A 23,403-nucleotide genomic window follows, 5' to 3' on the forward strand; every position below is an offset into this window, starting at 1 on the left:
GCCGCGAGCGACTGCCTGATCAGCGATCGGGCAGGGTGATATTGAGTTCCAGAATAGAACAGCTGCCCTGGCTTTCCAGAGCGACCTGTACCTGATCAGACTCGATATTGACGTATTTACGGATCACTTCCACCAGCTCTTTCTGCAGCGCAGGAAGGTAGTCCGGGGTACTGCGTTGGCCGCGTTCGTGAGCAACGATGATCTGTAGACGCTCTTTCGCTACCGAGGCCGTGCTTCCTTTTTTGCGGTCACGAAAGAAGTCAAAAATATTCATTAATTACCCCCGAACAGGCGTTCAAAGAATCCTTTCTTATGCACATCCAGAAACCGGTGCTCAAGTGTTTTGCCCAGCAGGCGGTCGACCGCATCGCTGTAGGCCTGACCCGCGTCGCTCTGGTCATCGAGAATGACCGGCACGCCCTGGTTGGAAGCTTTCAGTACAGCCTGGGATTCGGGAATCACGCCGAGCAGGGTAACGGCAAGGATTTCCTTGACGTCTTCCACGCCGAGCATTTCGCCCTTGCTGACGCGCTCAGGGTTGTAGCGGGTCAGCAGCAAGTGTTCCTTGATCGGGTCTTCGCCGCGTTCGGCGCGACGCGATTTGCTGGCCAGCAGGCCCAGCATGCGGTCGGAGTCACGCACCGACGAGACTTCAGGGTTGGTCACGACGATGGCTTCGTCGGCGAAGTACATGGCCAGGTGAGCACCGGTTTCGATGCCGGCCGGCGAATCGCAGACGATGTATTCGAAGGATTCCTTCAGCTCCATGAGGACTTTTTCAACGCCCTCCTTGGTCAGTGCTTCCTTGTCGCGGGTCTGGCTGGCGGCCAGCACGAACAGGCCTTCGATCTTCTTGTCCTTGATCAGCGCCTGTTGCAGGTTGGCTTCACCATTGACCACGTTGACGAAGTCATACACGACACGACGTTCGCAACCCATGATCAGGTCGAGGTTACGCAGACCGACGTCGAAGTCGACGATGACTGTCTTGTGGCCGCGCAGTGCGAGGCCGGTACCGATGGCGGCGCTGGTGGTGGTCTTGCCCACACCACCCTTGCCGGATGTAACAACGAGAATCTTGGCCAAGGTGTATCACCCCTAGAGGAAAAGGACATTGAGTCCCTGAAAGGCATCTCCTGGCGCCGCGCACGCCGAAGCATTCTGGAAGCCCTGGGGTCTGATTCCGGAAAGCTAGCACTAAGCTATTACTTTCGACTCATATACCCGCTGAAAAGCAGTGCTTTTCAGAACTTCCTGCCGCCTTCACGACAATTTCGCGACGAATCAGAGATGCTTTGAAAATTGCGGCAGTATCCGTTAAAGACGAATGATGTTCAACACATCACCTGACAAGCTGATCTGGACCGGCGAGCCCCATAACGGGTCCCTGCGCAAGTCCTCGGACACCTTGTATTGTCCGGCAATCGAAATCAGCTCGGCGCTCAACTGCTGACAGAAGATGCGTGCCTTGGTATCGCCCTTTATTCCCGCCAGTGCCCTGCCACGCATCGGGCCGTAGACATGGATGTTTCCATCGGCGAGAAGTTCCGCACCAGGACTGACCGGCGCGACTACCACCAGGTCGCCGCCCTGAGCGTAGATCTGCTGCCCGCCGCGTACCGGAGCGGTTATCACGCGGGTCGGCTTGATCAGTGGCTCGGGTGGTTTTTCCGGTATTTTTTTCGGTGCTTCGGCCTCGACCGGGTCGATCACGCGTTCACGTGCGCCGGACGGCGGCAGGACCGGGAGGTCGACGGCAATCGCCGCAGCAATGTCTTCGATGCGGTTGGCGCGGATCGCCAGGGTGCGCAGGCCATGCTGGCGACAGATGCGCACCAGACCCGGGAGATCCACCGGCCCCTCGTTCGGTGCGAGTTTGTCCAGAGCCAGGATCAACGGCGTATTGCTGAAGAAGTTGGGGGCTTGTGCCACCTTGGCGGCCAACTGCCTGTCGAGCGCTTCAAGGTTGGTTCGGGCCAGCTCCATCACGGTGATGGCGAGCATGCTGCCCTTGAGCTGAAATACAGGTTCCGGGTTTTGCGATTCAATCTGGCTCATGGTTGATATACACAACAGCTTGTCGCTAAAAGTGCCGAGACTTATAGCGAGAACGCCCGCGAGCCGCAAGCGGCCAGAACCGTTGTAGAATGCGCGGCCTTTGTTCTGACGGAAGCCCAAATGGATCGCCCGCGTCTTAAAGCCAGTTTCCTTCACCCCCGTTTCTGGCCGCTATGGCTGGGGCTGGGGCTCTTGTGGCTGATTGTTCAATTGCCATTTTGTGTTCTGCTGGTCATCGGTCGGGCACTGGGCGCCATCATGTACCGTGTGGCCACTGATCGAAAAAAAATCGCGTCGCGCAATCTGGAGCTGTGCTTCCCGCATTTGTCCGCGGCCGAGCGCAAGCGTCTGCTCAAGGAAAACTTCGCCTCCACCGGGATTGCCTTTTTCGAGATGGCGATGAGCTGGTGGTGGTCGAAAAAACGTCTGGCCAGGCTTGCCCACGTCGAAGGGCTCGAGCATTTGCAGAATGCCCAAAAAAAAGGCGAGGGCGTGATTCTGATGGCGCTGCATTTCACCACGCTGGAAATCGGCGCGGCGCTGCTGGGCCAGCAGCACACCATCGACGGCATGTATCGCGAGCACAAGAGCCCGCTGTTCGACTTCGTCCAGCGTCGCGGGCGCGAGCGCCATAACCTTGATTCGCTGGCTGTCGAGCGCGATGACGTGCGCGGCATGCTCAAGTTGCTGCGCGCCGGCCGGGCCATCTGGTATGCGCCGGATCAGGACTATGGCGCCAAGCAAAGCATTTTTGTGCCGCTGTTCGGCATCCAGGCCGCGACCGTGACCGCCACCAGCAAGTTCGCCCGCCTGGGCCGTGCGCAGGTTGTGCCCTTCACTCAGCGGCGTCTGGCAGACGGCAGTGGTTACCGGCTGGTGATCCATCCGCCGCTGGATAACTTTCCGGGGGAAAGCGACGAAGCCGATTGCCTGCGCATCAACCAATGGGTGGAAAAGGCCGTCACTGAATGCCCGGAACAATATCTTTGGGCCCATCGACGCTTCAAAAGTCGACCGCCAGGTGAACCGAAGCTATACAACAAGCATAAATAAAACGCGTCTTCGATCACCGAGGTCAGTTGTAGATGCCAGATCCTGCTGTTGCGATCAATGCTGTGAGGAGTCCGGTCGAACCGGTAACCGGGCTCATTCTTTCAGGTGGTGGTGCACGTGCCGCCTATCAGGTCGGGGTGCTTGCAGGCATTGCCGACCTGTTGCCTGCCGGGGCGCCCAACCCTTTTCCGGTCATTGTCGGCACGTCGGCAGGGGCGATCAATGCAGTGAAACTGGCCAGCGGTGCGCTGCACTTTCGCATTGCCATTCACCAATTGACCGAGTTCTGGCAGTCATTTCGCAGTCATCAGGTTTTACGCAGCGACTGGTCGGGTGTGATCCACCAGGCCAGCCGGTTTTTTGGCCGCAGCCTGATGGGCTTCGGACGAAACATTCCCGTTGCCTTGCTCAACAGCTCACCGCTGCGTGAACTGCTCAACGAGCGGCTGGACCTTTCCGGGATCGAAGCGGCGATCAATGCTCACCACCTGCGCGCGGTGGCGGTGACAGCCTTTGGCTACGAGTCGGGGCAAGCGGTCACGTTTTATCAAGGGCGGGGCACCATCGAGCCGTGGTTACGTCATCGGCGTATCGGTCGTCCGACGCAACTCACCGTGGATCACCTGCTTGCCAGCTCGGCTATCCCGTTGCTGTTCGCTCCAGTGATGCTCGATAAGGAATACTTTGGTGACGGAGCCGTGCGTCAATCTGCACCGATCAGCCCGGCGCTGCATCTAGGGGCCAATCGGGTGCTGGTCGTGGGTGTCAGCGGCAATCCGCGCGGGCTTAAAAGCGAACGACCCGCACCACGTCCACCGAACGGCATGCAGCCGAGTCTGGCGCAGATCAGCGGGCACATGCTCAACAGCACCTTTATTGATAACCTGGAAAGCGATATCGAATTGCTTGAACGACTGAACACGGCCAGCGCGTTGCTGCCCGATGAGCAGATCAGGCAGCCGGGCATGGAGCCGGTGGAAGTGCTGGTGATTTCGCCGAGCCGTCCGCTGGATGAAATCGCGGCCCGCCACCGCCGTGAACTGCCCCCCGCACTGCGCACGTTCCTGCGCGGGCCGGGCGCGACCAGGAGCAGCGGTGCCAGTGTGCTGAGCTATCTGCTGTTCGAGTCAGGTTATTGCAGCGAATTGATCGAGCTGGGGCGTCACGATGCGATTGCTCAGGGTGCCGAACTGAAGCGCTTTTTGCGTCTGACCTGACGTCGCCACGGCAGGAGCGAGCCCTGCCGTGGAGCGCGCTGTTATCTCACTCGGCGTACCTGCAACTGACCGCACGGCGGACCGCTCAGTTGCTCCCCGGTTTCGAGGCTGAACACCGAAAAGTGCAGGGGACAGGTGATGGACCGGCGTTTCTCGTTGACCACTCCATGCTCCAGCCATCCTTCACGATGCGGGCAACTGCTCGGTATCAGGTATTGCTCCTGGCCAATGCGTACGGTGAACGTGTCGGGACGACGAAACTCAGCAGGCTCGTTCAAGGCTGACCTCCTTGTTGAAATGCTTGAGCCGACGGGCTTTTTCTACCGCCAGGTCGAACGCCAGGTTGGTGATCTCGCGTCCCATGCAGATGCCGCGCCAGGCTTTTACCGGATCCAGATCCCCGCTGACGTCCATGGCCTTGAGCAGGCGCTGGCCCTCGATGGCGTGGAAAACGTCGATATGAACGTGTTCTGAATAGTAGGTATGAGCCTTGATCTGCAAGCGCTCGCAAAGCTGCGTGTAGCACTCGAAAAAGAACGGTACCACGGTCTCGAAGTAGGTGATGACGCCGGCAAACCATGACGCATCGTCCGCCCGCATCGCCAGCCAGCAGAACATATTGGGAAAGGTGAAACCGGCGCTGGAGTTGGCGTCTACGTAAAACTGCAGGTCCAGCGGCATTTCCAGTTCGCGCAACAGGTCCTGATAGAGCGTGGTATGCGAGCGTTTGAGGTTCCCCGAGCCGAACTCGTCGATCATCATGCGCAGCATGGGCATCTGTGCGGGAAGGCTGAGCCTGGGCATCAGGTGATAGAACACCTGTGCTTCGGTCAGGCCATCCAGTGCAAACTCCTGAACCAGAATCCGGAATTCGTCGAGGGTCATGTCGTTGGCGACATACTGTGCGCTGGGCGGTACTTCGCTGCTCTCCTGTTCGACCAGCTCGGCCAGCATTCTGCGCAGACCGGCAAGGTCATCAGGCGCATCTGCCGTCATGCTGCGTTCGATGGCATCCTCGATCCAGTGTTGCTCGAACGCCAGAATCGCCTGTGGCATGGGCACCCGCTTTTCGATAAGCGCACGGTTGGCCAGAAACAGTTGCTTGTGCAGGTCTTCCATCAGGCAGCCTCCTCGGTGACGACACGCTCGCTGTTGATCACGCCCCTGGCTCTGAGCTCGCGCTTGATATGCGCGTACCAGTCCGGGGCATTGAGCAGATAACGCTGGTTAAGCGTGGCGACTTGCTGGCTGAGTGCCGGCTGCTGCCGGGCAGCCGCTGTCCGGCACAGCAGCGGTTCCAGATTGGCCAGGGAAACCACATTGCCGTCGGACTCCAGGTCTCCGGCCAGCTGCATTTCCCAGCCGATGAAGTAGTCGACGCCCTCCTGTCGAATGGCATCTACCTGATCCTGCGGGCGCGACAGCGAGGGCGAGTCCTTCAGGCCAATGACTCTGGGTAACTGCGCGATGGCCTTGAGGGTGGCGAAGGACTTTTCGTTGCCCGACAGGGCGGCCTCGTTGTACATGAAGATATCCATGTGCGTCGCGTCATGAATGGTCTGGTAATGCTCGATGATCGCCTGCTGGCTGATACCGGGCGTCAAGGGTGAGGTAAACATCACTGCTTGAGCACCGGCATCCTGAGCCAGGAGGGCAAAGTCCAGCACCTCCTGCGTCGAATGGCGTTCGATCCCGGCGATGACGCTGCGCTCGCCCGCGTGCCTGAGGGTCAGCGTCAGCATCTGCAGCCATTGCTGACGCGACAGCCGCCAGCCCTCTCCGGAGGTCAGGCATGGAATGTAGCCATCGACATGGGGCGCGAGGCTACCCAAAAGGCGTTCGAGGCTGGCTTCGCAGACTTGCTCCTGCGCGTTCAGAGGCGTTATCAGGGGGACCAGAATGCTTTTACCAGACATGTTGAAAGTCCTCGTTGCTGATCACCATGGCGCAGGACTGGTCATAGAGACGCTGGAGCATCTTCGGGAACGTCTGCCGTCGAATGGTGCTTTCGAATGGTTGAAGGAAAGGCTGCAGCACTTGCAGGCGCAGCAACTCCGGATCGTGGGTATAAAACGGGATTTCCTGCTCCAGCACTTGAGCAGCCAGCAGTTTCTTGTCGGCCGGCAGACCTCTGAACAGCGTTTCACCTGCTGCGCGCTGGAGCACCTGTTCGCTATAGCCCTCACGCTGTATTGCCATGTCGGTGTGCAAGACATCCATGAACGGGTAATAGGCGTCCTGCAGGGCACGGCCTTTCTTCCAGATGATGGCGTCGCAAATGCCTATCTGGGCGAAATTCATCTGCACGCTGCTCTCGTAGAACCGGGAGAAGAACTCCAGGGATTTGTCACGCACGCCGGGATCGGCATGGTGCATGCCCATGAAAACCGTGGCATCGATCATCGGCAGGTCGAAGTCAGACATGGAGGTTCTCCAGTGCCTGCGCAATTGCCTGAACGGCGGCCTCGAATTCGTCCGGCTTGCGTGCCAGTGCCAGGCGTATGTAGCGCTGGCCTTTTTCCGGCTGGCTCCAGTAGAAATACTTGCCCGGCAGTACGTAGACGTCCGATTGCAGCAGATAAGCCTGCAAGTCATCGGCGTTCACGCCGGCGGGTAGAATCTCGAACCAGGCCACGCTGGTATCGATCATCGGTTGCACATACTTCAAGACCTTGCCCTCAAGGCAGGCACGCGCCTTGCTGCGGTTGAGGTCCAGCACCGAGCGCACGGAGTCGAAGTCATCGTCGTTGCTGTCCTCGATGTAGCGGGTCACGACGTTGAGGATGAACGGTGAGACATTCAGCAGGACGCTGGTGACAATGCTGTAGATATCGGCGTTGATGTCGCGGCTGGCCATGAGCGTGGCGCATTTGGTGTCCTGCAGGGGCCAGGTCTTGCCCGTATCTTCCATGACCAGGTATTGAGTGCCGATGTCGTCGAGAATCGCGTAGGCATCCACGCGCTGCTTGCCGGCGGCTTTGAAGAACGAGGCGAAACAGAAATCGAGGATCAGCAGCTTGTTGTAATCCCGGCAGTAGCGGGCCACTTCGACAAACGTGTCCGGCCCCTCGGCAAACAGGCTGGAACCTGTCGGGTTGTTGGGATCGACCAGAAAGATTGCGTCCAGTCCGATGGCGGCCTTCTGTAACTTTGCGTACACCTCGGTCGATGACCTGAACAGGCTTTCATCCAGTGCCGACATGGGCACTTCCATGTGTTTCAACAGGTCATGCAGGTTGTCGAAACAGGGCTCGATCAGCCCGACGCTCATGTTCTTTTTGCGCAAGTAGGTCGCAGTGATATGCATGGCGATGGACGCGGCGTAGACGAGATAGATTTCGTCGTGGCGTTTCAACGCATGATGCTGGCCGTGGAAGGTGAAGAAGGCCTGAATGAACGTCTGTTCACTCTGATACTGCGTCTGGTTCTGTGCCCGATACCACAGCTCGGGCAGGCTGGCGACGATCATGCGCTGGGTCTCGCTCTGATCCTGGTGCGTGTGGGCATCGGCCAGATTGAAGCGGGTCTTGAGGGCAGAAATTTCGTGTTGGGTAATATCGTCCAGAACAGGAACTGCGTTCAAGGTGTCGATACCGGCATACAGACTATTCATACCATTATCCCTGTGGCGTCATTATTGTTTGGGAAGCCGCCGTCCTGGATATCCAGAACGCCGGAGCAGATTTCCTTATTTTCGGCGCCAATGACACTGTACCTAAGTGCAAACAGCAGGGCGTTAGTGTTTCAGCGTGTTGACCTGTTCTTAAGTACAGTAGATTTGCCTATTTAAATAAGTAATGCTTCACGCTGGTGACGCCGGGTGGGTTTTAGAATGTCGAGCGGGTTTGAATTTCAGGTAGCCAGTTACAGCAAAGTGCCCGTCACGTTGCTGGAAACGCTGTATGCCCTGCGCAAGAAGATCTTTTCGGATCGGCTTGAATGGAAGGTTCGCGTCAGTCAGGCGTTCGAGTTCGATGACTATGACAGTGCCGCTGCGACTTACCTGATAGGCAGCTGGAACGGGGTTCCGCTGGCCGGGCTCAGGCTGATCAACACCTGTGATCCGTACATGCTGGATGGACCGTTTCGCAGTTTTTTCGACTATCCGGCGCCCAGAAATGCTGGCATGGCGGAGTCGAGCCGGTTCTTTGTCGACACGGAACGTGCCCGGTCGCTGGGTATTCTGCACGCGCCACTGACCGAAATGCTGCTGTTCTCGATGCACAATCACGCTGCCTCGGCTGGTCTGGAGTCCATCATCACGGTGGTCAGCAAGGCGATGGCGCGGATCGTGCGCAAGTCCGGGTGGGAGCACCGTGTTCTGGCAACGGGGGAGGCTTCACCAGGCGAGACGGTATTGTTGCTGGATATGCCTGTGAGCGCCGACAACCATCAACGGCTGCTCGGCAGCATTGCTCTCAGGCAGCCCGTCACGGATGACCTGTTGCGCTGGCCAATACCGCTCGATGCATCAGCATCCTTGCAGCGAGCACGCATGGACAGCGCAGCCTGAGTCAGACCATGCCCATATTAATGGCTTTGTACACGGCCTGTTTGGCAGTGCGCACTTCGAGTTTGCTGGAAACGTTGGACATGTGAAATTTCACGGTGCGTTCCGAAATGGAAAATATCTCGGCGATTTCGCTGTAGGCCTTGCCCATGGCTACCCATTTCAGCACGCCTATTTCGCGGCTGGATAATTTGCATCGGGTGGGCTGCGGGAAGAGTTCGTGGGGCGCCTGTGTCTTGGTCAAACGGTCATGAAAGCGGATGAGGCTCATCTGGATATCAGCGGCCTTGTCGCGGATTCGCTGATCGAAGTCAGTCTGTTGCCTGGCATTGCAAAGACTCAGAGCGGCAAAAAGCCCGCTTGCATCGTGCAGGGTGAAAGTGGCCCCGGAGGACAGCTGGTATTTGGCCGAGCGCTTCAGGAAGTCATCGGTCTCGACGCCCTGAATGGCATGCCGGGCCTCTCTCCAGAAAAATGGCGTAATGCTATGCCAGGCATGTTTGATGATGGGATCGATAAGGTGATAGTTGGAGGCAATATACGACTTCAGCCAGGAATCAGGATAGTTGGACAGGATGACCGGTTTGACAGTGCGTGTCTTTGGGCTGGAAAAGTAGGCATAGGTGAAATCGCCAATACGATGCAGATCGTTTTCGAAGTCTTCAATCAATTGACGCAGCGGAGCAGGGGCTGCGTTGATCTTGAGGGGCGGGCAGTCAAGTTGGGTGTGCACGGTACGAACCTCCATGTAATACCTTGTCTATTGTTTGTTTGCGGCCTGGCCGTCTTCATTATCCTCATTTGTATTTTCCGCAGTACATGAAAACATGGACTGCGTGTGTCTTTTGTCTTTGAACAAGGGCTTAGCCGTTGAAAATAATACGCTCATCGACCTGCCGAGTTGCGAGCGCACGCATGTTCGGGGACTGGCCATCGCGCTGCGATGAGGCGTGTCAGTGATTTTTATTGCGATTGCAATCATATTCTTGGTTCCATCAAGGTGCAAGGATGCTTGTCCGACAGCAAGGAGTAGTGATGAACAGCGCAAACAGTCATTCGTTGGCACCCCAGACCCGGTTCGCGGCGTTGGCCTGCATGGACAAGATTCAGGCGGTCACGGGGCTTGCGCTGCGTGGGTGTTGTTCACCCCTGTTCGCGATGGCCGATATCGTCGAGCGTCTGACCAGAGATCCGTCCACCTCGCGGCGGATATCGGTGGTACGGGCCAGCAAACACATGTCACGCGGACAGGAAGGCATGCTCGCCAGCGCCTGGCCGCTGAGATTTGCTGCGCAGGCTGGCGCGGTGGAGTTGCCGCTGATTTACATGATCAGCAGCGAAACCTCCGCCGAGTTGAGCGCGCTCGCATCGGAGTCGTTCCAGCGGGGCATCTTCTGCAACGATATCGAGACGCTGCCGTCACGCTGGCCCAAGGGTGCCCATCCCTGGTTACCGCTGTGGCTGCTGTCGAACCGCAAATGCCAGCCGTTTGACCCTGCGGATGCTGCCGAAGCGCGGGCGATCACACTGCACGCCCTGCACAGTCTGTATGTCGAAGGCCGGAGCGGCTTCTATTACATGGCCTTGCACGACGAGTCCAATGAGGAAGTCAGTGAACTGAGCGATGCTCAGGCTGTGGCGGCCGTACAGGGCATGTACCGGATTGGCGACGCCGTTTGCGGTCATGAAGGCCGTCGCGTACGCCTTCTGGGGGCGGGTCTGGCGCTGCGCTCGGTACGCCAGGCTGCCCGCCTGCTCCGTGAACACTGGGACGTCGATTGCGAAATCTGGAGCTGCCCCAGCTATACCCGAGTGGCCCGCGATGCCGCAGCCGCACGACGCTGGAATCGTTTCCATTCTGCACAACCCGCACGATCCTGGCACCTGCGCGATTGCCTGGGCGAGGGGCAGGACGCGGTGGTAGCCGTCACCGGCTACCCGCAGGCCGTGGTTGAACAGCTGCGTGAGCATGTCCCGGGGCGGTTCGTCGGGCTGGGTGCCGATTCCGCGGCCCCGCAGGGTACGCCTGCAACCCGTCCGGAGTGGATCGTCGTACAGGCCCTGACTGCGCTTGCGGAAGGCGGGCAACTGGGCTACGAGCCGCTGAAACTCGCCTTGCGACGCTATCAGCTGGTCTGATGTCAGCCTTTTCCACCGCTTTGCCGGGCGGCCAGTGCGGCACGCTCCAGCGCGTCGGCGAACACGCGGCGCTGCTGGTCGTCGAATTGCGTCAGAAACAGCTCGTCGACTGCCGTTTCGTAAACCTGCCACATCTGTTTGCGCAGGGTCCGGCCCTTGTCGGTGATCGCTGCCACGGCGCCTCGTCCATCGCTGTCGGACCTGTGGCGCGCCACCAGCCCTTCGCTTTCAAGCCGGTCGACCAGGCGAGTCAGGTTGTAGCGTTCAATGGCCATGACGTCGGCCAGCTCATGCATGCGGCGCATGCCTTGCGGGCCGCTTTCAATGCCCCAGAGCGCGTCATACCACGCATAGGCAGGCAGCCCGGCCGCCGCCAGACGTCGTTCGATTTCGCGAATCAGACAGCGGTGTGCCCTGACGAATCTGAACCACGTATCCGGTTCGGCTGACGACATGATTCACCTTTGTCTGAAATTCTTGAGGGTTGCAATAGTAACCGAGCGCGGGATAAATTCCGGTATTTGATTGCAATTGCAATCAGATTTTTCAAGGCAGACGCCTGTCCGGCGTCCACTGCCGCATCACAGTAGGAGACGACGATGGCACAGCAACCCCGGTTTCTTGACGAGGATCCGCAAGAAACCCGCGAATGGCTCGAATCGATTGAGTCGGTACTCAACACTGAAGGGCGCCCGCGCGCGCACTATCTGATCGATCAGTTGCTGGACTTCGACGTCGCCCAACATGGCGATTTCTACGGTCGGGTCACCACGCCTTACGTCAACACCATCCCCAGTGACCGCCAGCAGCCTTATCCGGGCGACCTTCAGGTTGAAAAACGTATCAACGCGTTCATCCGCTGGAACGCCCTGGTGATGGTGCTGCGTGCCGGCAAGCATTCCGGCGTGGGCGGCCATATCGCTTCCTACGCATCTGCTGCCGTGCTTTACGACGTCGGGTTCGACCACTTCTTCCGGGGGCGTACCGAGCAGTTTGCCGGTGACCTCGTCTATATTCAGGGTCATTCTTCGCCGGGCATTTACGGCAGGGCGTATCTGGAAGGTCGTCTGAGCGAAGAGCAACTGGACAACTTCCGTCGCGAAACCGATCGTGACGGCATTTCTTCCTATCCGCACCCGCGCCTGATGCCGGACTTCTGGCAGTTCCCCACCGTCTCCATGGGGCTGGGGCCCATCACTGCGGCGTATCAGGCACGCTTCATGCGCTACCTGGAGAATCGCGGACTCAAGGAGCATCAAGGACGCAAGGTCTGGGCGTTCCTGGGCGATGGCGAGATGGATCAGCCTGAGTCACAGGCAGCCATTGCTCTGGCCGGGCGCGAGAAACTCGACAACATCATTTTCGTCGTCAACTGCAACCTGCAACGCCTTGACGGACCGGTACGCGGCAACAGCAAGGTCATTCAGGAGTTCGAAAGTCTGTATCGCGCCGCAGGCTGGAACGTGATCAAGGTCATCTGGGGCGGCGGTTGGGATGCGCTGCTCGAGAGGGACAAGAGCGGGCTGCTGCGTCAGCGCATGATGGAATGCGTGGATGGCGAGTACCAGAACTACAAATCCCAGAATGGCGCCTACGTTCGCGAGCATTTCTTCGGCAAGTACCCGGAGCTGCTGGAACTGGTCAGCGACATGAGCGATGACGACATCTGGAAGCTCTCGCGTGGCGGCCACGATCCGGAAAAAGTCTACAACGCCTATGCTGCCGCGATGCGCCACAAGGGTGGGCCGACCGTGATCCTGGCCAAGACCGTCAAAGGTTTCGGCATGGGCGAGGCGGGTGAGGGGCAGAACATCAACCACCAGTTGAAGAAGCTTGGGGCAGAGGCGATCAAGGCCTTCCGCGACCGCTTCTCGCTGGACATCACCGATGACCAGCTGGGCGACATGCCGTACCTGAAACCGGCCGAGGGCAGTACCGAAGCGCTGTACCTCAAGGCCCGCCGGGCTCAACTGGGCGGTTACATTCCGGCCCGTTTCAGTGACGCTGCCACCCTGCAGATTCCGCCGCTCTCGGTGCTGGATACCCAGCTCAAGAACACCGGCGATCGCGGCATATCCACGACCATGGCCTTTGTGCGCATCCTCTCGACGCTGCTCAAGGATCCGAACATCGGCAAACTGATCGTGCCGATCGTGCCGGATGAGTCACGAACCTTCGGTATGGAAAATCTGTTCCGTCAGATCGGTATTCATTCCCACGTCGGTCAGTTGTACACGCCGCAGGATGCAGGGCAACTGAGCTACTACAAGGAGAGCACCGACGGGCAGATCATGCAGGAAGGGCTGAATGAGTCAGGTGCGATTTCTTCCTGGATCGCGGCCAGTACTTCCTACGCCAACCACGGTGTGATGACCGTGCCGTTTTATATCTTCTACTCGATGTTCGGCTTCCAGCGGGTGGGCGATCTTGCCTGGGCCGCGGGAGACGCCAGGGCGCGGGGTTTTCTGCTGGGCGCCACGTCAGGCCGAACCACGCTGATGGGCGAGGGGCTGCAGCATGACGACGGGCACAGCCATGTCATGTCGTCGACGATACCGTGCTGCGTGTCTTACGACCCGACGTTTGCCTTCGAGCTGGCGGTGATCATTCAGGACGGCATGCGTCGTATGTTTGCCGAAAATGAGGATATCTATTACTACATCACCTTGCTCAACGAGAACTACCCGCACCCGGATCTGCCCGAAGGCGCAGAAGCCGGCATTCTCAAGGGGATGTACCCGTTGCAGGCCAGTGCATCGATCAATACCGGCAAGCACGTGCAGTTGATGGGCTGCGGGTCGATCCTGCTGGAAGTCATCGCGGCCGCCAGCTTGCTCGAAGACGACTTTGGCGTGAGCAGCGAAATCTGGAGTGTTACCAGCCTGACCGAACTGCGTCGTGAAGGTCAGGATGCCGAACGCTGGAACCTGCTGAATCCCGAGCAGGAGCCGCGTCTGAGCTACGTGGAAAGCTGTCTGGCAGACAGGGAAGGGCCGGTGATTGTGGCGACCGATTACATGAAAATCTTCGCCGACCAGATCCGTCCCTTTGTACCCATGCGCCGTTTCGTGGCACTGGGCACTGACGGTTTTGGCCAGTCCGATACGCGTGAGTCGCTGCGCCACTTCTTCGAAGTGGACCGTTACTTCGTGGCGGTGGCTGCACTCAAGGCGCTGGCCGATGACGGCAAGGTCGAGCGCAAGGTGGTGGCGCAGGCCATAGAACGTTACAAGATCGACCCAGGCAAGCAGAACCCTGTGCTGGTCTGAGTCGCGCTCGTATCTGCTCTGACACCAGCAAAGCGGTCCGCCTTGCTGGTGAAGGGGCCGCTACAGACGAAGGGAAGTCTGACGGTCCGAACCGGGTTCACGCCGTCAGACGATCTTCCCGGAAGTCACGAATCGCCTGCTCGATCTCTTCCTTGGTGTTCATCACGAAGGGGCCGTATTGCACGATCGGCTCACGCAAGGGCTTGCCTGCAATCAGTAACAGCCGTGCACCCGCGGTGCTGCTGATCTGTACGGCACCGCTGTCGGACAGCCTTGCCATATGGCGTTTGCCGATCGGCTGGGCGCTGCCTTCCAGCTCGACACTGCCTTCATAGACGTACAGCAACACAAGGTGCCCGTCGGGTACGTGCGGGCTGATACGACTGCCGGCAGGCATATCAAAGTCAAAGTACAGAGGCTCGGTATCCGGGCGCTGTACTGCCCCGGCCTGTTGAACCTGACCATCGTCGAAATGCCCTGCCAATACCACCACCTGCACACCGGCCTGAGTGGTGATACTCGGAACGTTTTCCGGCTGGATGTCCTGATAGCTGGCGTCGCTCAGCTTGTTCTTGCCCGGTAGGTTCAGCCAGAGCTGAAAGCCGCGCATGGTGCCTTCTTCCTGTTCGGGCATTTCGCTGTGAATGATCCCGCGTGCTGCGGTCATCCACTGCACACCGCCGCTCTGCAGAAGGCCGACATTGCCCATATGGTCTTCATGACGCATACGGCCTTCAAGCATATAGGTCACCGTTTCGAAGCCACGGTGCGGGTGAGGTGGAAAGCCGGCGATGTAGTCATCCGGCTTGTCCGATCCGAACTCGTCCAGCATCAGAAACGGGTCGAACTGCTCCACACCACGCCCGCCGAAGACGCGCGTCAGTTTGACGCCCGCGCCATCGGACGCTGGCTGACCCGTTTGAATGGACAGGACTTTACGAAATTGAGTCATGGGAGAGGGAGCACTCCTTATCAGATGATACGAAGTGTCATGGTATGCCTGTCTATTCGATAAATTGATTCGAATGCCGGGACTTAATGATCGTATTGATCGATGTGTTGCGCGGTGTGGCGTATTGGCGCGGGGTGACAGGCAACCTGCCCGGAATGACCTCCGGAGCAGGCTTGAAGCCAAAGGATGCTCAGTGCTTGCTGCCCTGCGTCGACATGCTCAGCAGCTGTTTCTCCTGATTCCAGTCAAACGGTTCTTCGTTCTGCTCGGCGTCGTAGCGGCGCTCTTCCAGCGCCTGATACAGCTCGATTTCATCATCCGGCATGAAATGCAGGCAGTCACCGGCGAAGAACCACAGCAGGTCGCGCGGCACCAAGTGCGCGATTTGCGGGTAGCGCTGGATGACCTGGCAGAGGATGTCCTGACCCAGGTACTGGCTTTCGATGGGGTCCTGCGGCAGCAGCTCGACCAGTTCGTCGAAACGCTCCATGAACAGCGCGTGGCTTTCTTCCGGAACCTGCTCGGCCTCGCCCAGCGCGACCAGAATGCTGCGCAGGTGTGCCAGCAGGCCAAGTTGGTGATCGAGAGTGGCGTCGGCCATTGGGTAATCCTCAAATGCAAAAACAGGCGCGAGAGTATAAAGCTCTACGCGCCTGCTGTGTGGTGCGACCTGACTATCAGCGAATCTTGCCGGCTGCCAGGGTCAGTTCTTCCTTGTCGAAATCATCCACATCGATCACCTTGCGGCGGGCTGCCTCGGCGGTACGCAGGGTCTGCGCTTCGTCGGCCTGCAACACACCGAGGCGCAGCGCGGCGTCGATGACCGGCTCGCCAGCGTCCGGCTTGACCTGACCACTCTTGAGGGCCACTTGCAGCTTCTTGTGCAGCGGATACGCAGCGCTGAGCAGGTCGATGGCCTGTTGCAGCGCGCCGACCGGATCGTCTGCTGATTGCGGGCGATAGCAGCCTGCCAGCAACTCTTCCAGCGTCGGATCGCCCTTGGCGCGGCCCAGTACCTGGGCAACTTCGGCATCCAGTCTGTCCGAAGGCCCCTTGTGTCGGCGACCGAACGGGAACACTACGGCACGCAGCACCCCGCCCAGTATCCGGTTGGGGAAGTTGCTGAGGATCTCGTCCATTGCCCGTTCCGAATGCCCGAGGCTTTCTTCCATGGCCCAGCGGAACAACGGGCTCATGTGGTCCGGTGATCCGAGGTCGTGATAACGCTTGAGCGCTGCCGAGGCCAGGTACATGTGGCTGAGCACGTCGCCCAGGCGGGCCGACAGGCGTTCGCGGCGTTTCAGCTCGCCGCCGAGCAGCATCATGCTCAAGTCGGCGAGCATCGCGAACGCTGCTGCCTGGCGGTTGAGCGCCCGGAAGTAGCCCTGGCTCAGGCCGTTGCCCGGCGCTCTTTCGAAATGGCCAAAACCCAGGTTGAGGATAAAGGTGCTGGCGGCATTGCTCACCGCAAAGCCGATGTGTTTGAGCAGCAGGCTGTCAAACTCGATCAGCGCCTGCTGTTTGTCCTCACGCCCGGCCAAGGCCATTTCCTTGAGTACGAACGGATGGCAGCGAATCGCGCCCTGGCCGAAGATCATCAGGTTGCGCGAGAGGATGTTGGCGCCCTCGACAGTGATGAAGATCGGCGCACCTTGCCAGTTGCGACCCAGGTAATTGTTCGGGCCCATGATGATGCCCTTGCCGCCATGCACGTCCATGGCGTGACCGATACACTCGCGGCCGCGCTCGGTCAGGTGATATTTGAGGATCGCAGAGAGCACTGAAGGCTTCTCGCCCAGGTCGACCGCATTGGCCGTCAGCATGCGCGCACTGTCCATCAGCCAGGCATTGCCGCCGATGCGCGCCAGTGCTTCCTGGATGCCTTCGAATGCCGAGAGAGGCACATTGAATTGCTCACGCACCTTCGCGTACTGGCCGGTGACCAGGCTGGTGTACTTGGCAGCGCCGGTGCCGACGGCCGGCAGCGAGATCGAACGACCCACCGACAGGCAGTTCATCAGCATCATCCAGCCCTTGCCCAGCATCGGCTGACCGCCGATCAGGTAGCTCAGCGGGACGAACACGTCCTTGCCGGAGTTGGGACCGTTCATGAACGCTGCTCCCAGAGGCAGGTGACGGCGGCCGATCTCCACGCCGGGCGTATCGGTCGGAATCAGCGCCAGGCTGATGCCCAGATCTTCTTTTTCGCCGAGCAGGTGCTCAGGATCGTGGGCCTTGAAGGCCAGGCCGAGCAGGGTGGCGACCGGGCCGAGGGTGATGTAGCGTTTTTCCCAGGTCAGGCGCAGGCCGATGACTTCTTCACCCTGCCACTGACCTTTGCAGATGATCCCGGTGTCGGTCATCGCGCCAGCATCGGAACCGGCCAGCGGACCGGTCAGCGCGAAGCAGGGAATGTCTTCGCCGCGTGCCAGACGTGGCAAGTAGTGATTGCGTTGCTCGTCGGTGCCGTAATGCAGCAGCAATTCGGCAGGGCCGAGGGAGTTGGGCACCATCACCGTGGAGGCCAGGTCGCCGCTGCGGGTGGCCAGCTTCATGGCCACCTGAGAGTGGGCGTAGGCCGAGAAGCCCTTGCCACCGAATTCCTTGGGGATGATCAGCGCGAAGAAGCCGTGCGCTTTCATGTGCGCCCAGGCTTCGGGCGGCAGGTCCATGGCCTGGCCGATTTCCCAGTCGCTGACCATTGCGCAGAGTTCTTCGGTCGGCCCGTCGATAAAGGCCTGTTCCTCTTCGGTCAGCTGGACTTTCGGGTAGGCCAGCAGCTTGTCCCAGTCCGGACGACCGCTGAACAGCTCGCCATCCCACCAGACCGTGCCGGCATCGATCGCATCGCGCTCGGTCTGCGACATCGGCGGCAGGACTTTTTGAAACCAGCTGAACATCGGTGCAGTGAAATGCTTACGGCGCAGATCGGGCAGCATTACCGGTACGAACACTGCCAGCCAGAGCAACCAGAACACCGTCAGCAGCCATCCTGGCGCGTGACTGAAAATACCCATGGCCAGCAGGTAGACAGCTACCACGCCAAGCGCCGGGAGCGGGGCGGTTCGCCGATGAGCCAGCCAGGCAATGCCGACGACCAGCACAACAATCCACAACAACAGCATAAGTATTCCTCCGTGATGACCGCCGCTGTGGCAGCGATCAAACTGGTCGCCAGGCAGTGGTGAGGCGACATCGATAGTGACCCCTGGTTGACGAGGAAGTTGCCGCCGCTTAGGGGTAGACTGTGAGCCTTTATTTATCAGCGACTGCGAGGGGAACGCAATGCTCAAGATCTGGGGACGGAAGAATTCCAGCAATGTGCGCAAGGCACTCTGGATTGCCGAGGAAGTGGGCGTACCCTACGAGACGCAGGACGCCGGTGGTGCATTCGGCCTGGTCAACGAAGCGGCCTATCGCGCGAAAAACCCTAACGGCCGGATTCCGATGATCGAAGACGGCGACTTCGTGATGTGGGAGTCCAACGCCATCGTGCGCTATCTGGCCGCCCGGCATGCCCCCGATTCTGATTTATACCCCGCAGACCTGCAGGCCCGCGCCAATGCAGACAAGTGGATGGACTGGACCACCTCGACCATCGCCGCGCCGTTCAGCCCGGTGTTCTGGGGCGTAGTACGCACGCCGGCCGAGAAACAGGACTGGCCGGCCATCAAGCAAGGCATCAAGACGCTGCACAGCCTGCTGCTGGTGGCCGACGAGGCGCTGTCGCGACAGCCCTGGCTGTCTGGCGATGCTTTCGGCATGGGCGATATTCCCCTGGGATGCTTCGCCTACGGCTGGTTTGAAATGCCGATTGAACGTCCGCCGCTGCCTCACCTCCAAGCCTGGTATGAGCGTCTCAAGACGCGCCCGGCTTATCGCAAGGCGGTCATGACCCCGTTGACCTGAGCATGTGATGTGAACAGGTGAAAGGGCTGATCGGGCGCATGTCCGGCGCTCGATATTTACTATTAACAGATGTGTCTGTACTTGAACGACGCAGCCGAGCACCATTGCGCGGCTGGGGCGTCACGGCAGGCGGCTGGTGACAGTCATCTTCAATTCCTTTTTCTGATGAGTACCTTTCCCGATATGTCTTCCGCTCTGTCCATTCGGCAGTTAACCAAAACCTACGGCAACGGTTTCCAGGCCTTGAATGGCATCGATCTGGACGTCGCCGAAGGTGATTTCTTCGCCTTGCTGGGCCCCAATGGCGCTGGCAAATCCACCACCATCGGCATCATCTCGACGCTGGTCAACAAGACCAGTGGCACGGTGAACATCTTTGGCCACGACCTGGATCGCGAGCCCGCTGCGCTCAAGCGGTGCATCGGTGTCGTGCCGCAGGAGTTCAACTTCAACCAGTTCGAGAAGACCCTCGACATCGTCGTCACTCAGGCGGGCTACTACGGCATCCCGGCGAAAATCGCCAAGGAACGCGCCGAGCAGTACCTGACGCAGCTGGGGCTGTGGGAAAAGCGCGATGTGCCGTCGCGTTCACTGTCCGGCGGCATGAAGCGGCGCCTGATGATCGCCCGTGCGCTGATTCACGAGCCGCGCCTGCTGATCCTCGACGAACCCACCGCAGGTGTGGACATCGAGTTGCGCCGTTCGATGTGGACCTTTCTCACCGAGCTGAACAGCAAAGGCATCACCATCATCCTCACCACGCACTACCTGGAAGAGGCTGAACAGCTGTGCCGCAACATCGGCATCATCGACCACGGGGTGATCGTGCAGAACACCGGCATGAAGCAGTTGCTCAGCACGTTGACCGTCGAGACGTTCGTGCTCGATCTCAAGGCCTCCTGGCAGAGCGCGCCACAATTGCCCGGTTTCCCTTGCCGCCTCCTCGACAGCCACACCCTGGAAGTGCAGGTCGACAAGAACGTCGGCATCACGGCACTGTTCAGTCAGCTCGCCTTCCAGAACATCGAAGTCTTGAGCCTGCGTAATAAATCCAATCGCCTTGAGGAGTTGTTTGTGTCCCTGGTGGAAAAAAACCTCGCGAAGGTGGCGGTATGACCGTACCCAACGGCGAGTTGCGCCCCAATCTGATCGCCCTGAAAACCATCGTCTACCGTGAAGTGCACCGCTTCATGCGGATCTGGCCGCAGACCCTGCTGCCGCCAGCCATCACCATGGTCCTGTACTTCGTGATTTTCGGTAACCTCATCGGTCGCCAGATCGGCGACATGGGCGGCTTTACCTACATGCAGTACATCGTGCCGGGGCTGATCATGATGTCGGTGATCACCAACTCCTACGGCAACGTGGTCTCGAGCTTCTTTGGTGCCAAGTTTCAGCACTCCATCGAAGAACTGATGGTGTCGCCGGTCTCGCCGCACACCATTCTGGTCGGTTACACCCTGGGCGGTGTATTGCGTGGTCTGATGGTCGGTTTCATCGTCACCATGCTGTCGATGTTTTTCACCGACCTGCAAGTGCACCATTTGGGCGTGACCATTATCGTGGTGGTGTTGACCGCGACGATTTTCTCGCTGCTGGGCTTCATCAACGCAGTGTTTGCGCGCAACTTCGATGATATCTCGATCATCCCGACCTTCGTCCTGACCCCGCTGACTTATCTGGGCGGCGTGTTCTACTCGATCAACCTGTTGCCACCGTTCTGGCAGACCGTGTCGCTGGCCAACCCGGTCCTGCACATGGTCAATGCCTTCCGCTACGGCATTCTGGGCGTCTCCGACATCAAGATCAGCATCGCCCTGGCGTTCATGATCGTGGCGACCTTCGTGCTGTATATCGGCTGCGCCAGGTTGCTGGTGAGCGGCCGCGGTATGCGTCAGTAACACATTGGCTTCGACCCGCCAGGCTGGCGGGTCGAGCGCTGGCCGGGACCGGCCGTTCAGATTCTGCAACACACCACCCCTTCCGACATTTCCCCTGTGCGCTGATTCTTGAGGCTTTCCGCTGCAAGGAACCGTCATGCGCACAGGGATGATCGCGCTCGCGCTCGGGCTGCTTGCCCTGCGTTTTCTACCGGCCCTGCCGCCGACCTGGCTACTGCTGCTGATGCCGATACTGGCGTTGATGTTGCTGCCGTTCCGTACCTATCCGCTGGCGTTCTTTCTGCTCGGTTTCACCTGGGCCTGCGTTTCGGCGCAGTGGGCATTGAGTGACCGCTTGGCGCAGCGTCTCGATGGTCAGACGCTGTGGGTGCAGGGCAAGGTGGTCGGTTTGCCCAGTGTCGCCGAAGGTGTGGTGCGCTTTGAACTGGAAGATGCCTGGTCACGACGTGCCAGGCTGCCGGCGCGAATCCGCATGGCGTGGTACGGCGGCCAGCCCGTAAACAGCGGCGAGCGCTGGCGCATGGCGATCAAACTCAAGCGGCCGGCCGGGCTGGTCAATCCGGATGCTTTCGACTACGAAGCCTGGCTACTGGCGCAGCGCATCGGTGCGACCGGCACGGTAGTGGATGGTCAGCTATTGGCACCCGCGCGTGCCGCCTGGCGCGATGCCATTCGTCAGCGCCTGCTGGCGGTCGATGCGCAGGGCCGGGAGGGCGGTCTGGCGGCGCTGGTGCTGGGCGATGGCTCAGGGCTGTCGAGCACCGACTGGCAGGTGTTGCAGGATACTGGCACTGTGCATCTGCTGGTCATTTCCGGCCAGCACATCGGTTTGCTGGCCGGCGTGATCTACGCGCTGGTCGCAGGCCTGGCGCGCTGGGGGCTGTGGCCACGCTTTTTGCCCTGGCTGCCGTCGGCGTGTGCACTGGCGTTCAGTGCTGCACTGGGCTACGGACTGCTGGCCGGTTTCGAGGTGCCGGTCCGGCGAGCCTGTGTGATGGTCGCGATGGTGCTGCTGTGGCGCTTGCGTTTTCGTCACCTGGGCGTGGTCTGGCCTTTGTTGCTGTCCTTCAACGCGGTGCTGATCTTCGAGCCGCTGGTGACGCTGCAGCCGGGTTTCTGGCTGTCCTTCGCGGCGGTCGGCATTCTGATCCTGATTTTCAGCGGGCGTCTTGGCGCCTGGAGCTGGTGGCAAAGCTGGACACGGGCGCAATGGCTGATCGCCGTTGGCTTGTTGCCGATCCTGCTGGCGCTGAACCTGCCGATCAGCCTCAGCGGCCCGTTTGCCAACCTGCTTGCGGTGCCTTGGGTCAGCGTGATTGTCCTGCCGCCGGCATTGCTCGGAACGCTGTTGCTGCCAGTCCCCGTGGTCGGGGAAGGTCTGCTCTGGCTGGCGGGCGGGGCGCTGCAGGGGCTGTTCGTATTCCTCGGCGCGGTGGCCGCCGCATTGCCGGCCTGGCTGCCCAGTGCCGTGCCGGTCTGGGCATGGTGGTTGAGTCTGCTCGGAGCCTTGCTCCTGTTGCTGCCCAAGGGCGTGCCCCTGCGTCCGCTGGGCTGGCCGTTGCTGTTGCTGTGCGTTTTTCCGCCGCTCGAATCAGTGCCTGAAGGTCAGGTCGATGTGTTGCAACTGGATGTGGGGCAGGGCCTGGCGATTCTCCTGCGCACCCGCAATCACACACTCCTGTATGACGCAGGCCCACGTTTCGGTGAGTTCGATATCGGTCAGCGCGTGGTCGTGCCCGCCATGCGCAAGGCGGGTGTCCGCCATCTTGACCTGATGTTGATCAGCCATTCCGACGCAGACCATGCCGGAGGTGCAGCAGCGGTTCATCAGGCCTTTCCGGTGGCCCGCGTGCTAGGCGGTGAGCTGGCCCGCCTCGCGCCGCAACTCGACGCCCGACTGTGCGAGAGCGGTGCACGCTGGGAGTGGGATGGCGTGGTGTTTTCCACGTGGCGCTGGGAGCAGGGGCCTGACGGCAATCCGGCCTCCTGCATCCTCAGCGTCGACGCCAGGGGCGAGCGTCTGCTGCTGGCGGGCGATATCGACGTGCACGCCGAGCGTGCGGCGATCGACAGCGGGTTCGACCTTCGTGCCCACTGGTTGCAGTCGCCGCATCACGGCAGCCGTACCTCGTCGTCCAAAGCATTTCTGCGCGCCGTGGCACCGGTTGGCGTGCTGATTTCCCGTGGTCGCAACAACGCGTTCGGTCACCCGCATCCGTTGGTCATGGCGCGCTATCGAGGCCTGGGCATCGCCAGTTACGACAGTGCCGAGCTGGGCGCGGTCCGTCTGCAACTGGGGACATTCGGAACGCCACAGGCCGAGCGCGCGCAACGGCGCTTCTGGCGTGATTGAGTGAATGGATATCGATCTCGGCGTTCGGCACTTGGCGACCCT

Annotated in this window: 22 protein-coding genes; 9 read left to right on the forward strand and 13 right to left on the reverse strand. The window is 59.9% G+C overall.

Annotated features, from left to right (window positions below; translation table 11 throughout):
- Positions 1–19: 19 nt before the first annotated feature.
- The 3 genes from minE to minC form a co-directional block, all read right to left on the reverse strand.
- Positions 20–274, reverse strand: coding sequence for a cell division topological specificity factor MinE (gene minE / locus KUIN1_RS08370; protein WP_003317453.1), 255 nt, complete (start codon positions 272–274; stop codon positions 20–22).
- Complete coding sequence (gene minD, locus KUIN1_RS08375; RefSeq protein WP_003317454.1) at positions 274–1,086, reverse strand: septum site-determining protein MinD; 813 nt, start codon at positions 1,084–1,086, stop codon at positions 274–276. Before minD ends, minE begins: the two co-directional genes overlap by 1 nt.
- Positions 1,087–1,317: 231 nt before the next feature.
- Positions 1,318–2,058: a septum site-determining protein MinC gene (minC, locus tag KUIN1_RS08380; protein ID WP_003368369.1), complete on the reverse strand. Its 741-nt coding sequence runs from the start codon at positions 2,056–2,058 to the stop codon at positions 1,318–1,320.
- Between the two features lie 120 nt (positions 2,059–2,178).
- Here minC and KUIN1_RS08385 point away from each other — a divergent pair, with 120 nt between their 5' ends.
- Both KUIN1_RS08385 and KUIN1_RS08390 read left to right on the forward strand, forming a co-directional pair.
- Entirely contained in the window at positions 2,179–3,111 is a 933-nt protein-coding gene (locus KUIN1_RS08385; protein ID WP_152091933.1) for a lipid A biosynthesis lauroyl acyltransferase, read from the forward strand.
- A 32-nt stretch (positions 3,112–3,143) separates the two neighbouring features.
- Positions 3,144–4,328: a patatin-like phospholipase family protein gene (locus tag KUIN1_RS08390; RefSeq protein ID WP_004408362.1), complete on the forward strand. Its 1,185-nt coding sequence runs from the start codon at positions 3,144–3,146 to the stop codon at positions 4,326–4,328.
- Between the two features lie 41 nt (positions 4,329–4,369).
- Here the strand turns inward: KUIN1_RS08390 and KUIN1_RS08395 are convergent, their stop codons facing one another.
- The 5 genes from KUIN1_RS08395 to KUIN1_RS08415 are packed head-to-tail and all read right to left on the reverse strand — an operon-like array spanning position 4,370 to position 7,941.
- Positions 4,370–4,606, reverse strand: a complete 237-nt coding sequence (locus KUIN1_RS08395) for a Rieske (2Fe-2S) protein (protein WP_152091934.1) — start codon at positions 4,604–4,606, stop codon at positions 4,370–4,372.
- On the reverse strand, positions 4,590–5,447 hold the full coding sequence (locus KUIN1_RS08400; protein ID WP_011267130.1) for an iron-containing redox enzyme family protein: 858 nt from the start codon (positions 5,445–5,447) through the stop codon (positions 4,590–4,592). Before KUIN1_RS08400 ends, KUIN1_RS08395 begins: the two co-directional genes overlap by 17 nt.
- On the reverse strand, positions 5,447–6,244 hold the full coding sequence (locus KUIN1_RS08405) for a dihydrodipicolinate synthase family protein (protein ID WP_152091935.1): 798 nt from the start codon (positions 6,242–6,244) through the stop codon (positions 5,447–5,449). The genes KUIN1_RS08400 and KUIN1_RS08405 overlap by 1 nt, the downstream gene beginning before the upstream one ends.
- On the reverse strand, positions 6,234–6,752 hold the full coding sequence (locus tag KUIN1_RS08410; RefSeq protein ID WP_004408355.1) for a DUF6190 family protein: 519 nt from the start codon (positions 6,750–6,752) through the stop codon (positions 6,234–6,236). Before KUIN1_RS08410 ends, KUIN1_RS08405 begins: the two co-directional genes overlap by 11 nt.
- Positions 6,745–7,941, reverse strand: a complete 1,197-nt coding sequence (locus tag KUIN1_RS08415) for an aminotransferase class I/II-fold pyridoxal phosphate-dependent enzyme (protein WP_004408352.1) — start codon at positions 7,939–7,941, stop codon at positions 6,745–6,747. Before KUIN1_RS08415 ends, KUIN1_RS08410 begins: the two co-directional genes overlap by 8 nt.
- 219 nt (positions 7,942–8,160) lie before the next feature.
- Here KUIN1_RS08415 and KUIN1_RS08420 point away from each other — a divergent pair, with 219 nt between their 5' ends.
- A complete protein-coding gene (locus KUIN1_RS08420; protein ID WP_004408351.1) occupies positions 8,161–8,841 on the forward strand; it encodes an acyl-homoserine-lactone synthase in 681 nt (226 codons plus the stop codon).
- A 1-nt stretch (position 8,842) separates the two neighbouring features.
- On the opposite strand, the gene KUIN1_RS08425 is transcribed toward KUIN1_RS08420, so the two are convergent.
- On the reverse strand, positions 8,843–9,586 hold the full coding sequence (locus KUIN1_RS08425; protein ID WP_011267135.1) for a helix-turn-helix transcriptional regulator: 744 nt from the start codon (positions 9,584–9,586) through the stop codon (positions 8,843–8,845).
- A 287-nt stretch (positions 9,587–9,873) separates the two neighbouring features.
- On the opposite strand from KUIN1_RS08425, the gene KUIN1_RS08430 reads away from it, so the two are divergent.
- Positions 9,874–10,977 (forward strand): transketolase-like TK C-terminal-containing protein, encoded by a 1,104-nt coding sequence (locus KUIN1_RS08430; protein WP_004408349.1) that lies wholly within the window; start codon positions 9,874–9,876, stop codon positions 10,975–10,977.
- Between the two features lie 2 nt (positions 10,978–10,979).
- On the opposite strand, the gene KUIN1_RS08435 is transcribed toward KUIN1_RS08430, so the two are convergent.
- A complete protein-coding gene (locus tag KUIN1_RS08435) occupies positions 10,980–11,432 on the reverse strand; it encodes a MarR family winged helix-turn-helix transcriptional regulator (RefSeq protein WP_004408348.1) in 453 nt (150 codons plus the stop codon).
- A 144-nt stretch (positions 11,433–11,576) separates the two neighbouring features.
- On the opposite strand from KUIN1_RS08435, the gene aceE reads away from it, so the two are divergent.
- Positions 11,577–14,246 carry a pyruvate dehydrogenase (acetyl-transferring), homodimeric type gene (gene aceE / locus KUIN1_RS08440; RefSeq protein WP_024639306.1) on the forward strand — a complete coding sequence of 890 codons (2,670 nt, stop codon included), beginning with the start codon at positions 11,577–11,579 and terminating at the stop codon, positions 14,244–14,246.
- 97 nt (positions 14,247–14,343) lie between these two features.
- On the opposite strand, the gene KUIN1_RS08445 is transcribed toward aceE, so the two are convergent.
- The 3 genes from KUIN1_RS08445 to KUIN1_RS08455 all read right to left on the reverse strand — a co-directional run bounded on the left by KUIN1_RS08445 (position 14,344) and on the right by KUIN1_RS08455 (position 18,323).
- Positions 14,344–15,198 (reverse strand): pirin family protein, encoded by an 855-nt coding sequence (locus tag KUIN1_RS08445; RefSeq protein ID WP_024642752.1) that lies wholly within the window; start codon positions 15,196–15,198, stop codon positions 14,344–14,346.
- A 190-nt stretch (positions 15,199–15,388) separates the two neighbouring features.
- Entirely contained in the window at positions 15,389–15,799 is a 411-nt protein-coding gene (locus KUIN1_RS08450) for a PA2817 family protein (protein ID WP_004408346.1), read from the reverse strand.
- A 76-nt stretch (positions 15,800–15,875) separates the two neighbouring features.
- Positions 15,876–18,323 (reverse strand): acyl-CoA dehydrogenase, encoded by a 2,448-nt coding sequence (locus KUIN1_RS08455; protein WP_024639308.1) that lies wholly within the window; start codon positions 18,321–18,323, stop codon positions 15,876–15,878.
- A gap of 160 nt (positions 18,324–18,483) precedes the next feature.
- Between KUIN1_RS08455 and KUIN1_RS08460 the strand changes: the two genes are divergently transcribed.
- The 4 genes from KUIN1_RS08460 to KUIN1_RS08475 all read left to right on the forward strand — a co-directional run bounded on the left by KUIN1_RS08460 (position 18,484) and on the right by KUIN1_RS08475 (position 23,361).
- On the forward strand, positions 18,484–19,107 hold the full coding sequence (locus tag KUIN1_RS08460) for a glutathione S-transferase (protein WP_011267140.1): 624 nt from the start codon (positions 18,484–18,486) through the stop codon (positions 19,105–19,107).
- A 183-nt stretch (positions 19,108–19,290) separates the two neighbouring features.
- Positions 19,291–20,223, forward strand: coding sequence for an ABC transporter ATP-binding protein (locus KUIN1_RS08465; protein ID WP_011267141.1), 933 nt, complete (start codon positions 19,291–19,293; stop codon positions 20,221–20,223).
- On the forward strand, positions 20,220–21,008 hold the full coding sequence (locus KUIN1_RS08470) for an ABC transporter permease (protein WP_003421319.1): 789 nt from the start codon (positions 20,220–20,222) through the stop codon (positions 21,006–21,008). Before KUIN1_RS08465 ends, KUIN1_RS08470 begins: the two co-directional genes overlap by 4 nt.
- Positions 21,009–21,144: 136 nt before the next feature.
- Positions 21,145–23,361, forward strand: coding sequence for a DNA internalization-related competence protein ComEC/Rec2 (locus KUIN1_RS08475; protein WP_024639311.1), 2,217 nt, complete (start codon positions 21,145–21,147; stop codon positions 23,359–23,361).
- The last annotated feature ends 42 nt before the right edge of the window (positions 23,362–23,403 follow it).

It is taken from the genome of Pseudomonas sp. KUIN-1 (genome assembly GCF_009176725.1).
In the GTDB taxonomy this organism is placed as follows: Bacteria; Pseudomonadota; Gammaproteobacteria; order Pseudomonadales; family Pseudomonadaceae; genus Aquipseudomonas; species Aquipseudomonas fragariae.